Origin of the sequence: Bacillus sp. NPDC077027, from assembly GCF_050269555.1 — a bacterium.
In the GTDB taxonomy this organism is placed as follows: Bacteria; Bacillota; Bacilli; order Bacillales; family Bacillaceae; genus Bacillus.
Genome location: NZ_JBNNIO010000001.1, coordinates 99673 through 112100 on the forward strand (window position 1 = coordinate 99673; position 12428 = coordinate 112100).

The window sequence follows — 12428 nt, forward strand, 5'->3', positions numbered from 1 at the left end:
AACTTGAAGAAATTAAAACGGTTTCACTAGAGTTTTTTAAAAATTGAGAAAAAAAGTCATCTATACTATAATAGTCATTGTAAACGTATGCAAAGGGGGACTGTTTGATGAAAATGGAAACGCTATCATCAGTAAAAGGGGACTATCATTTAAATGATTATGATCAGGCATACAAAGAGTTTAATTGGGAGGAAGCAAGGAAAAATTTCTCCTGGTATGATACTGGAAAAGTAAACGCAGCATATGAAGCGATTGACAGACACGCGGACTCGTTTCGAAAAAACAAGGTGGCACTTCACTACAGGGATTCACTGCGAGATGAAAAGTATACGTTTAGAGATATGAAAGTGAAAACAAACAAGGCAGGAAATGTTTTACGAGAAGAGGCGCATGTTCAAAAGGGTGACAGGGTATTTATTTTTATGCCAAGATCGCCTGAGCTCTATTTTATTTTGCTTGGCACAGTAAAAATAGGCGCAATCGTTGGACCATTATTTGAAGCGTTTATGGAAGGGGCAGTAAAGGATCGTTTAGAAAACAGTGAAGCAAAAGTCATTGTCACAACACCTGAACTTTTAGAGCGTGTTCCATTTGCTGAGCTGCCAAAACTAGAGTCAGTCATCATTGTTGGTGAGCAAACTGAACCCATTGATGGTGTGAGAACGATTGATTATCTAAAAGCTGAGCAGAAGGCGGCAAAAGAGCTTGAAATTGAATGGATGGATTTAAAGGATGGGTACTTGCTTCATTACACATCTGGCTCTACAGGTACACCAAAGGGCGTATTGCATGTTCATGAAGCGATGGTTCAGCAGGCACAAACTGGTAAATGGGTGTTAGACTTGAAGGAAGATGATGTCTACTGGTGTACAGCTGATCCAGGCTGGGTCACTGGCACAGTGTACGGCATTTTTTCCCCGTGGCTAAACGGAGCGACCAATGTGATTTTAGGTGGACGGTTTAATCCAGACACTTGGTATGAAACAATTGAATCGCTTGGTGTTAGCGTATGGTACAGTGCGCCAACAGCCTTCCGTATGCTCATGGGCGCTGGTGATGATTTGATTAAAAAGTATGACCTTAGCTCATTAAGACACGTACTGAGTGTGGGTGAGCCTTTAAATCCAGAGGTGGTCCGCTGGGGAGACGCAGTTTTTGCAAAACGCATTCATGATACATGGTGGATGACAGAAACCGGTGCACAGCTTATCTGTAACTACCCAAGTATGGACATTAAACCAGGATCAATGGGCAAACCGATTCCAGGTGTTCAAGCAGCGATTGTCGATAACGCAGGCAATGAACTTCCACCTTATCGAATGGGGAATCTCGCGATTAAAAAAGGGTGGCCTGCCATGATGCACGCAATCTGGAACAATCCTGAAAAATATGAATCTTATTTTATGCCGGGAGATTGGTATGTTTCAGGAGATTCGGCATACATGGATGAAGACGGATATTTCTGGTTCCAGGGACGTGTAGACGATGTCATTATGACCTCAGGTGAGCGTGTTGGTCCATTTGAGGTGGAGAGCAAGTTGCTTGAGCATCCAGCAATTACGGAAGCGGGTGTCATTGGAAAACCAGACCCTGTCCGTGGTGAAATCATTAAAGCCTTTATTGCACTTCAAAGCGGCTATGAGCCGACAGATGAGCTGAAAGAAGAGATCAGAACGTTTGTTAAAAAAGGCCTTGCTGCACACGCTGCACCTCGAGAAATTGAATTTAAAGACAAATTGCCAAAAACAAGAAGTGGTAAAATTATGCGACGTGTCTTGAAGGCATGGGAACTTAATCTCCCAGCTGGCGATCTTTCCACAATGGAGGATTAAATCTTTCCTAAGTTGACTTCTAAAAGAAAGTGTGATAAAAATGTGTTAGTTCAATATGCAAAGGTTGCGACTGAGATAAGTAGAACGATCTTTCCCTGTCTAAGAGAGCTGGCGGTTGGTGTGAGTCAGTACAAAAAGATGTTTGAATTACCCTCACGAACCGCTTTTACGAAAGGGGAATGTATACTTCCGCGAGTAGTGAAAGAACGGATATATCCGTTATCAGATGAGAGTGAAAAGACATTTTCTTTGTCTTTTAAGCAGGGTGGTACCGCGATTTATATCGTCCCTTCGTTTATCGAAGGGACGTTTTTTTATGTTTAAATGGAAAAGGAGATTTTGATCATGAGTCAATTAATTGAAGAATTATCGTACAGAGGTCTAATTCAGCAACAAACGGATGAAGAAGGTTTAAAGAAATTATTAGCAGAAGAAAACATTAAATTATACTCAGGATTTGATCCTACCGCTGATAGCTTACACATTGGACATCTTTTGCCAATTTTAACATTGCGCAGATTCCAACAAGCGGGTCATCACCCAATTGCACTTGTCGGTGGAGCAACTGGACTGATCGGTGATCCAAGCTTCAAAAAGGCAGAGCGCTCCTTGAATCCAGCGGAAATTGTGCAAGAATGGTCAGAAAAAATCAAAGGTCAGCTTTCGCAATTTCTTGATTTTGAAGCAGAAAAAAACCCAGCAGTAATCGTCAACAACTATGACTGGATCAACAAAATGGATGTGATTACATTCTTGCGTGATATCGGAAAAAATTTCGGTGTGAACTTCATGCTTGCAAAGGATACCGTGAGCTCACGTATTGAGACAGGTATTTCATTCACTGAATTCAGTTACGTTATTTTGCAATCTCTAGACTTCTTAAACCTTTACAGAAATGAAAACTGCAAGCTACAAATTGGTGGTAGTGACCAGTGGGGGAACATCACATCAGGTCTAGAACTCATCCGCAAATCAGAAGCAGAAGGCGCCAAAGCATTTGGTTTAACAATGCCGCTTGTGACAAAAGCAGATGGTACAAAATTCGGAAAAACAGAAGGTGGTGCGATCTGGCTAGATAAAGAAAAAACATCACCATATGAATTCTACCAGTTCTGGATTAACACAGACGATCGTGATGTTGTGAAATACTTGAAGTGCTTCACATTCTTATCAAAAGAAGAGATCGCAGCTTATGAGGAAAAAGTTCAGACGGCTCCTGAAAAACGTGAGGCACAGCGCCGTTTAGCAGAAGAAGTCACAACGCTTGTTCATGGACGTGAATCACTAGAGCAGGCTGTGAACATCTCAAATGCATTATTTAAAGGTGACATCAAATCATTAACGGCTGAAGAAGTTAAAGTAGGCTTCAAAGATGTACCTTCTATTGAAAAAGATGTTTCAGAGGAACTCACACTTGTTGATGCTCTTGTGGAAGCAAAGCTATCTCCATCTAAACGTCAGGCGCGTGAAGATATCACAAATGGTGCTGTTTACATCAATGGAGAACGTCAAACAGACAAAGATTATGTACTTTCAAGTGATGATCGCATTGAAGGACAGTTCACAGTGTTAAGAAGAGGGAAGAAGAAATACTTCCTTATGACGTATAAATAACTCATATTGAAACAGCAAGCATCACTGAAGTGCACCCCAAATGGTCGGGGGTGCTTTTCTTTTTTTTTAGAAGTAGGAATCGAGATGAACACTACTGTAAGTTTTTGTCCATATCACTCGATATACATTCATCAGAGTAAGCATCCATCACTAGTCGTGAGAAAACTGATTTTGGCTGATTTGATAAAAGAGGCTCACTATTTTACAGGGCCCTTTTCTCTCATCCGTTTTCTTCTTTTTCAAGGAGTGAATCTTTGCTTGTGTAGAAACGTTCCACCTTACAAATTCGGGTTGTATAGGATTTATACCAATCTGTTTTACCTTTTTTTTGAACACGCTGATGTGCTGTATGTTCTTTCCATTCTTTGATTGCTGCTAATGAGTGCCAGTAAGATACAGTGATGCCAACACCATGCTCATCTCGTACACTTTCTATTCCAAGAAACCCGTCTAGGTCTTTCGCTAAATTTTCCATTTGTTGAGCAGCAGCAGCGTATTCTTTCGGCTCACAATTTGTTCGTTTTGATGTAAAAATCACCGCATAGTAGGGTGGTGCAGGTGTTTGAGTAAATAGCATCTAATAGAACCTCCTTTTGTTTATCGACATTATATATAAAAGAAGAATTTATGAGAAGGTCTCATAGTCTTTTTGTTTTGATTTAAAAAAGTCAAAGGTGCTTTTTGATTATTTATAGTGCTGTAAAATAATCTCACAAACAGTCCCTTGTTCACTTTTCTATCACGTTTTTCTTTAATAGAATAAAATCGAAACAGAAAAAATGAACATGGGGGAGATAAAATGAAGAGTTTTACAAGAAAAAGCTTGCAGTTCTTGACAGTGTTAGTCTTCTTATTTGGTTCTGCTCTTATACTTCAGCCAAAGCAGGCAAACGCAGCAGAACATAATCCGGTTGTGATGGTGCATGGAATTGGTGGCGCATCCTATAACTTTGCATCTATTAAAACCTATTTAAGTTCACAGGGCTGGAATCGAAATAGTTTATTTGCGATAGATTTTCTGGATAAAACAGGGAATAACTACAACAATGGTCCTCGTTTATCAAGATTTGTCCAAGATGTGCTGACAAAAACAGGAGCGAAAAAAGTGGACATCGTAGCGCATAGCATGGGTGGGGCCAATACACTTTACTATATTAAAAACCTAGGTGGTGGAGACAAAATTGCAAATGTCGTGACACTTGGTGGTGCGAATGGATTAGTATCTTTAAGAGCACTTCCAGGCACAGATCCTAACCAGAAAATCTTGTATACGTCTATCTACAGTTCAGCTGATTTAATTGTAGTCAATAGTCTATCTCGCTTAATTGGTGCAAAAAATGTGCAAATTCATGGTGTTGGTCATATCGGTCTACTAAGTAGTAGCCAAGTCAACGGACTGATTAAAGAAGGGCTGAATGGCGGGGGACAAAATACGAATTAAATTAAAAAGACAGCCAATAGGCTGTCTTTTTTTATGTGATCTCTACTTTTCTATGAAATGAAGAGTATTCATTACCGCTAAATGTATTGATAGAAGGTGTAATATCCCGATATTAAAAAATTCATGTGCCATTAGTGATCTGAATGATAAGGTTTAGGAAACCTCTTACACACTTACGTTTTTCGAAGTATAAATTGAGAATAAAGTTGGAGTCTTTGGTGGTAGAAAATATTTTTTTGTTATTTCATTTTAAAGGACTCATTGGGTCTTTTTTCATTTATAAACATTGTACAAACGCACCATCTGCACTTACACTAGAGTTAGTTGTAATCAATTATTGGAGGTGGATGTTTGTGAAGAAGAATAAAAAAGCTCTTATCATTGTTGATGTACAAAAGGCTTTCGATGATCAGAAATGGGGAGAGCGGAATAATCCAGATGCAGAGAAAAACATCAGTAAAATCCTAAAATTATGGAGAAATAAAGGATGGATCGTTATACACATCCAACACACATCGGATAAGCCTCATTCATTATTTCATCCGAAAAATGATGGATATCAAATAAAAGAAATCGTTCAACCAATTGATGGAGAAATGGTGATCACCAAAAAAGTAAATAGCAGTTTTATAGGAACAGATTTAGAGGAAGTTTTGCGATTGTATCATATAACGACTGTTGTGATCACAGGATTGACGACTCCTCACTGCGTGTCAACGACAACAAGAATGAGTGGAAATTTAGGATTTGAAACATATTTGATTTCAGATGCGACAGCTGCCTTTGGAATGACTGATCAAAATGATACATATTATGATCCGGAGACGATTCATCGTGTGTCACTTGCTACGTTGCATAATGAATTCGCTACAGTCATGACAAGCGATCAATTTATCAATGAATGGATGGATAAATAAAAGACAGGCACTTTTTTGCTATGAGCATTGGAGACTGATCCCCGTATTGTCAGGGCAGAACGTTTTAGACTTTAGCATAGAATAAAACGATGGAGGTGTTATTAGTCGGAGTTCCTTTTGAGGGACAGATTCATGATAATGCTTCTGTTTATCCGCATATAACAATGATCGTTACAAAAATCCCCTGAAACCATTGATGAATCAAGGTTTCAGGGGATTTTGTTTGTTCTTTCCTTAACGAGAGTAGAACTCAACGATTAGTTGTTCGCTAATTTCTGGCGCTAGCTCAGAACGCTCTGGAAGACGAGTGAAAGTACCTTCTAGCTTTTCAGCATCAAAAGAAAGGTATTCAGGAATGAAGTTAGTCATTTCAACTGCTTCTTTCACAACTGTAAGGTTTTGAGATTTTTCACGAAGAGAAATCGTTTGACCTGGTTTCACAGAGAAAGATGGGATGTCTACACGGCTTCCATCAACAAGGACATGACCATGGTTTACTAACTGACGTGCTTGGCGACGAGTACGAGCAAGACCAAGACGATATACTACGTTATCAAGGCGAGTTTCAAGGAAAATCATGAAGTTTTCACCTTGTTTACCAGGAACTTTTGCAACTTTGTTAAATAGTGTACGGAATTGACGTTCGTTTACACCGTACATGTGACGAAGTTTTTGTTTCTCCTGTAATTGTAAACCATATTCAGAAAGTTTTTTGCGTTGTCCTGGACCATGTGGACCTGGAGCGTAAGGGCGTTTTTCAAGTTCCTTACCTGTTCCGCTTAAAGAAATGCCTAAACGGCGAGAAATTTTCCAACTTGGACCTGTATAGCGAGCCATAATGTGACTCCTCCTTATTGTTTTTATTTGTGAAAAATAAAAACCGTCTGTTCTTTCTCTTTTTTCGTCATTATGTTTTCATGCATCCTCGCTCCAGCAGCAGGGAGTTACAAGATACACCTTCTCATTTTCAGAAGGAACAAAATGAATCAAAAAAAGCCGAACAAAAAGGCTGCAATATTTCACACAAACTCTATTATATGATGATGGAAGTAGGAAGTCAACCTATTTAGCGAATGCATGAAAAGAGAGCCGAATCAATTCGGCTCTACACAGTCAGTGCTCGTTCTAGTGCTTCTGTAAAAGCAACTAAATAGGTTTCATCTACTTCATCAAAACGGTTCTTTACTGGACTATCAATGTCAAGCACACCAATCACTTGACCGTTCACTTTAAGCGGAATGACAATTTCCGATTGAGAAGCGGCATCACAAGCGATATGCCCAGGGAATGCATGAACATCTGCCACACGCTGAACTTCACCACGAGAAAATGCTGTTCCGCAAACCCCTTTTCCAAACGGGATGCGAACGCAGGCTGGTAGACCATTAAATGGACCAAGAACCAGTTCGCCATCTTTTGCAAGATAAAATCCTGCCCAGTTCACTTCTGATAATGAGCTGTATAAAAGGGCCGAAGCATTTGCTAAATTGGCAATGAGATCAGGCTCGCCATCTGTGAGTGCTTGGATTTGCTTCACAAGCAATTGATAGTCTTTTTCTTTATCGCCAGACTGTTTTTCGACATGAAACATGAAAATCTCCTACTTTCTATCTGAAAAATACATGTCTCGCCTTTCAATGTGAGTGATTTGTCGAGCGAATGTAAAAGGAACAAAAGGCCATCATCTTGAATTATTGATATATAAAGAGGGGTGAGCCGGATGAAAACAACAACGTCAACAAAAACGCGTGACAGAATCATTGATGCTGCCATCAAGCTGTTTAACCAAAAAGGATTTTCTGGAACCTCTGTACGTGAGATTGCAAAGGAAGCGCGCGTTAACGTTGCACATATCTCCTACTATTTTCAAGGAAAAGGAGGACTGCTAGAGTACCTCGTTTCCGACTTTTATGAAGGCTACATTCAAACGATTGAAAATCGAATACATCATTTTGGCAAAGATCATGCAAAAGATTGTTTACTCGATGTGGTTTTTGATATTTTATCGTACCAGCACCGGCATCGTCAATTGACCCGTTTTGTCTATCGCGAAGTGACCATTGATTCGACGTTAATCAGAGAAATTATGTCGACCTATTTAACAAAAGAAAAATATCTTCTACAATTAATCATAGAAAAAGGGAAAACTACTCATGTTATTTGTGAGCGCTTGTCTTTATCCCAATTCATGATTCAATTGAAATCACTTTTGATGATGCCATATTTACAGCCGCAATATTTATCGGAGGTGCTCTATTTAAATCCAAATGAGCCATACTTCTATCAAATGTATTTCAAAGAGCTTCGCTTTTGGCTCAATCATTTGCTCGAACCGAAGGGAGAACGAATCACCACGATTAGTTGCAGTTCATGATTTTTTCAAATTGATCATAAGCATAGCCGACATCTTCCGCTTGATGGGCATCAGACCCGAAGACGAGCGGGATTTTTTTCTGCTTGGCAATCTCAATCATCCAATCATCTAAATAGATACTTCTGGCATATGTTTTACGAAGTCCTGATGTATTAAAATCTAGAGACATGCCTTTTTTTTCCGTTTCATTAAGACAAAGGACGACTTGATCTCGCAGTGTTGAAGACATTTGATAAGGGAAAAGCTGTATAAATTTTTGAACGAGTGTGATATGACCGATTCTCTTTGGCTTAAATGTACCTAATGATGATAGAATGGAAGAATGAATTTCCTGAAAGTATAGGCTGTACACCTGTTCAATGCTTCCATATATTTCGATGAGCTGTTTGAAGGCATGCTCATCAAAATCGAGGCAGATGTATGAATCAAAGGCAGGGAGAAAGTGGACAGACAAGATACTATCATCTAGCGCTGGACCATAGCAATCTAAAAAGGCTCTTGTTTCCTCTTCATAGGCTTTGATATAGTCGACTTCAAGACCAGTTTTTACAATTAATTGTCCTTTATATTCCTTTTTCAGTTGACCTAGTGTGTTGATATAGGCTTCAATGTCTGAGTGTTTCATCGCACTATCTTGATCTGGCGTAGGATCTACAAAGGACGGAGGAAGCGGAGCATGCTCAGTAAAAGTAATGGAATCAAATCCCTTTTTAATGGCTTGTTCGATATATATGTGAAAGGAATCAGCTGAGCCATGGGGGCAAAATGGTGTGTGAATATGTGCATCTTGTTTCAGCATGTTGTCACCTCTTGTCGATATTTTGAAAAACGTTATAGTAGCATGCGAAAATAATGAAAAATCCTGACCAAAAAAGCTGGTTACATGGTATCATAATAACAATGAAAACGATAGCTTCCGCATACATAAAAACACCGCGTGAAATCGGTGCGGTCAAATGATAGAAAGTTCATTGTATCGTTTCTTGAAAAAACATACATAATCGTGAATGGAATCTTCTGAAAGGAATCCATCATGTGAAATAAAAACAAATGCAAAGCGGACATTAGAGGGTTCTCAGGTCTACTCGTGACACTTATACCCTGACATCACTTAGATCACAACAAGGGGGCTCATTATGGAGTTATTAATAGGTTTGATTGTCATTTTGCTTGCCTTGTTTTCAATCGGTTATTTTTTCCGAAAAACTATATATAAAGAGATTGACCGATTGGAAGCATGGAAGATTGAAATTTTAAACAGATCCATTGTAGAAGAAATTTCGAAGATTAAACATTTGAAAATGACTGGAGAAACAGAACAGTTCTTCGAAAGATGGCGTGCAGAGTGGGATGATATCGTTACAGCACACCTGCCAAAGGTGGAGGAGCTTTTGTATGATGCTGAAGAGTATTCTGATAAATATCGATTCTCTAAAGCAAAACAAGTGCTCTCACACATTCAAGACTTGCTAACTGCGGCTGATTCAAATATTGAAGATATTTTGAAAGAGATTGCTGATCTTGTTTCAAGTGAGGAACAGAATCGCAAAGATATCGAAAAGGTTAAAGAGCAGTATAGTCATGTTCGGAAAAATCTTCTGGCTTATAGCCACTTATATGATTCCCTTTATGACAAGATGGAACAAGATTTAAATACGGCTTGGGAAGGCATCAAACAATACGAAGAAGAAACGGAAAACGGAAATTATATCAAAGCAAGAAAGATCCTGCTTGAACAGGATCGTATGCTTGATAAGCTTCAAGTATATATCAATGATGTACCTAAACTCATCGCTGATTGTAAACAAACAGTACCAGGTCAATTATCTAAGTTAGCAGACGGCTATCAAGAAATGATTGAAAAAGGCTATAAGCTAGAGCATATTCAAATCTCAAAAGAGCTAGAGAATTTAAATAAACAGATACAGCGTGCCGAAACATTACTCATTGAGGATTTAAATTTGGATGAAGTGTCCAGCGTTTTGCAAGTGATTGATGAGGCAGTCCAGTCTCTATACGATCAATTAGAAAATGAAGTTGAGGCAGGACAGGAAATCAAAAGTAAGATTCCAAAGCTGACAGAATCCTTTGAGAAGCTTGAGAAGGATCATGCCGAAACGAAGGCGGAGACAGAGCTTGTGAAGGAAAGCTACAAGTTGACATCAGGTGAGCTCGATCAGCAAAAAGCTTTTGAGAAGCGTCTTGAAGAAATTGAAAAGCTATTTAAGCAAATAAGAGAAAAACTTGATCGTGATCATGTTGCATATTCTTTATTAATGGATGAAATGAAACAATTAGCAACGTTTATTGAAGAAGCAAAAGAACTGCACGAAACGTTCAAAGAGCATCTTCAATCATTAAGAAAAGAAGAACTACAGGCGCGTGAGACGCTAAGTGACCTCAAAACAATGCTGTCTGACACAGGGCGTCAGCTGCAAAAAAGCAATATTCCAGGTATACCGGCTGATATTCAAGCGCGAGCGGAAAAGGCACAAACAGTCATTCAGCAAGTCCATGAGCAGCTTGAAGATCTACCACTGAATATGCTAGCAGTGAACCAGCAGCTAAAAGAAGCAACTGAAATCGTGAAAAGTTTAAATGGAGATACTCATGACATGCTCATGAAGGTGGATCAAATCGAACGAATTATTCAATATGGTAACAGGTTCAGAAGCCAGAATCATATCTTATCAGAGCAATTAAAAGAGGCAGAGCGCAGATTTTATGTGTATGATTACACAGGTTCATATGCCATCGCAGCGGAAGCTGTTGAAAAAGCATCGCCTGGTGCCATCGCAATACTTACAAAAGACCACGAAAAAGAATATCAGCATCAATAAAAAGCTGAAGTCCGCTATCACAGGACTTCAGCTTTTTCGTTTATGATGCTTTTTTTTGTGCTTGTGGGGTGCCAGGTGAGATGAAAAGAGAAATGATATACCCAGCTACAACACCGATAAGTGCTGGTACAACCCAGCCTATACCAAGATCGTAAAGTGGTAAAAGTGTGTTAAATACACTTTTAATCGGACCAATTGGAATTTTAGCTGCTGTTAGACCATCAAATAAGCTCACACAACCAGTCAAGATTAATGATAGGACATACACCGGCCGACGGTTTCCAAACCATTTGTCAGCTAATGACAATACAATGATCACAATAGCGAGCGGATAGATGGCAGTTAGTACTGGTACTGAGAAAGCCACAATATGTGCAAGTCCAAAGTTTGAAATGATCAAGCTAAACAATGTAACAAGTGTCACGACCATTTTATAAGACAGCTTTGGAATCAGCTTTGAGAAATACTCACCGCATGATGTTACAAGCCCAATGCTTGTGGTTAAACAAGCAACTGTAATGGCAGCACCTAAAACAACATTACCAAGACTGCCAAATAAAAATTGTGAGGACTGAGCTAGAATTTTACTTCCATCACCTACAAAGCCAATTGTCTCAGTACTTGATGCGCCAAGATAGGCAAGCGATAGATACACAAACGTGAGACCACTTGCAGCGATAAGTCCAGCTTTAATACAGGCAGAAGCAAGTGCCTTTTTACTTGTGACGCCTCGCCCTTTTATGGCATTGATCACGACAATACCAAACACAATTGAAGCAAGGGCATCCATTGTTTTGTAGCCTTCTAAGAAACCTTTAAAAAATGGACCGTCACTATATGAAGCGTGAGGAGTGCCAATGACGCCCATTGGTGTCAGAATCGCTTTGACAATAATGATAAAAATAATGGTAAATTTGATCGGTGTGAGTACCTTACCAACGCGATCAACAATTTTTGTTGGGTTTAGTGCCAAATAATACGTAATTCCAAAGAAAACAAGTGTGAATAAAAGAAGTGACAGCCATGCTGGAACATCTTCTAAAAACGGAAGGGCACCAATTTCGTAGGATACTGTACCTGTTCGAGGAATCGCAAAAAGCGGTCCAATAGATAAATATAAGATCACAGTAAATGCAGTACCGAATTTCGGATGTGCTTTATCAGCGAGCCCTTTTGCATCGCGACCAGTCAGTGCAATGGCGATGATGCCAAGTAGTGGTAATCCAACTCCAGTTAATAAAAAACCACCCATTGCAACCCAAACATTTTGACCTGCATATTGCCCGAGTTCTGGCGGATAGATCATGTTTCCAGCACCAAAGAATAAAGCAAATAGCATAAAGCCTATGATGACTGTATCTTTCGTTGATATTGTTCCTTTCATGAAAAAAGCCTCCTGAAAAACTATGT

The 12428-nt window shown here is 39.3% G+C and carries 11 protein-coding genes and 1 other annotated feature; of the genes, 6 read left to right on the top strand and 5 right to left on the bottom strand.

Annotation, left to right across the window (positions count from 1 at the left end):
* The first annotated feature begins 107 nt into the window (after positions 1–107).
* Both acsA and tyrS read left to right on the top strand, forming a co-directional pair.
* The gene (acsA, locus tag ACQKEZ_RS00630; RefSeq protein WP_427297870.1) at positions 108–1832 is read left to right on the top strand and encodes an acetate--CoA ligase; all 1725 of its coding nucleotides are present in this window, start codon (positions 108–110) and stop codon (positions 1830–1832) included.
* 57 nt (positions 1833–1889) lie between these two features.
* Positions 1890–2126 (top strand) — a binding site (T-box leader).
* A 51-nt stretch (positions 2127–2177) separates the two neighbouring features.
* Positions 2178–3446: a tyrosine--tRNA ligase gene (gene tyrS / locus ACQKEZ_RS00635; RefSeq protein WP_427297872.1), complete on the top strand. Its 1269-nt coding sequence runs from the start codon at positions 2178–2180 to the stop codon at positions 3444–3446.
* A 220-nt stretch (positions 3447–3666) separates the two neighbouring features.
* Here tyrS and ACQKEZ_RS00640 read toward each other — a convergent pair whose 3' ends face one another.
* A complete protein-coding gene (locus ACQKEZ_RS00640) occupies positions 3667–4023 on the bottom strand; it encodes an antibiotic biosynthesis monooxygenase family protein (RefSeq protein ID WP_427297874.1) in 357 nt (118 codons plus the stop codon).
* Between the two features lie 222 nt (positions 4024–4245).
* Here ACQKEZ_RS00640 and ACQKEZ_RS00645 point away from each other — a divergent pair, with 222 nt between their 5' ends.
* On the top strand, positions 4246–4887 hold the full coding sequence (locus ACQKEZ_RS00645; protein WP_427297876.1) for an esterase/lipase family protein: 642 nt from the start codon (positions 4246–4248) through the stop codon (positions 4885–4887).
* Between the two features lie 347 nt (positions 4888–5234).
* A complete protein-coding gene (locus tag ACQKEZ_RS00650) occupies positions 5235–5804 on the top strand; it encodes a cysteine hydrolase family protein (RefSeq protein ID WP_427297878.1) in 570 nt (189 codons plus the stop codon).
* Between the two features lie 234 nt (positions 5805–6038).
* Here the strand turns inward: ACQKEZ_RS00650 and rpsD are convergent, their stop codons facing one another.
* Together rpsD and ACQKEZ_RS00660 are read right to left on the bottom strand one after the other, a co-directional pair.
* Positions 6039–6641 (bottom strand): 30S ribosomal protein S4, encoded by a 603-nt coding sequence (gene rpsD / locus ACQKEZ_RS00655; protein ID WP_427297880.1) that lies wholly within the window; start codon positions 6639–6641, stop codon positions 6039–6041.
* Between the two features lie 268 nt (positions 6642–6909).
* Positions 6910–7395 (bottom strand): GAF domain-containing protein, encoded by a 486-nt coding sequence (locus ACQKEZ_RS00660; protein WP_427297882.1) that lies wholly within the window; start codon positions 7393–7395, stop codon positions 6910–6912.
* Between the two features lie 129 nt (positions 7396–7524).
* Here ACQKEZ_RS00660 and refZ point away from each other — a divergent pair, with 129 nt between their 5' ends.
* Entirely contained in the window at positions 7525–8178 is a 654-nt protein-coding gene (refZ, locus tag ACQKEZ_RS00665; protein WP_427297884.1) for a forespore capture DNA-binding protein RefZ, read from the top strand.
* Here the strand turns inward: refZ and hisJ are convergent.
* On the bottom strand, positions 8162–8977 hold the full coding sequence (hisJ, locus tag ACQKEZ_RS00670) for a histidinol-phosphatase HisJ (protein WP_427297886.1): 816 nt from the start codon (positions 8975–8977) through the stop codon (positions 8162–8164). The genes refZ and hisJ overlap by 17 nt on opposite strands.
* A 337-nt stretch (positions 8978–9314) precedes the next feature.
* On the opposite strand from hisJ, the gene ezrA reads away from it, so the two are divergent.
* Entirely contained in the window at positions 9315–11018 is a 1704-nt protein-coding gene (gene ezrA / locus ACQKEZ_RS00675) for a septation ring formation regulator EzrA (protein ID WP_427297888.1), read from the top strand.
* 40 nt (positions 11019–11058) lie between these two features.
* On the opposite strand, the gene brnQ is transcribed toward ezrA, so the two are convergent.
* Positions 11059–12402 carry a branched-chain amino acid transport system II carrier protein gene (gene brnQ, locus ACQKEZ_RS00680; protein WP_427297890.1) on the bottom strand — a complete coding sequence of 448 codons (1344 nt, stop codon included), beginning with the start codon at positions 12400–12402 and terminating at the stop codon, positions 11059–11061.
* Positions 12403–12428: the final 26 nt, after the last annotated feature.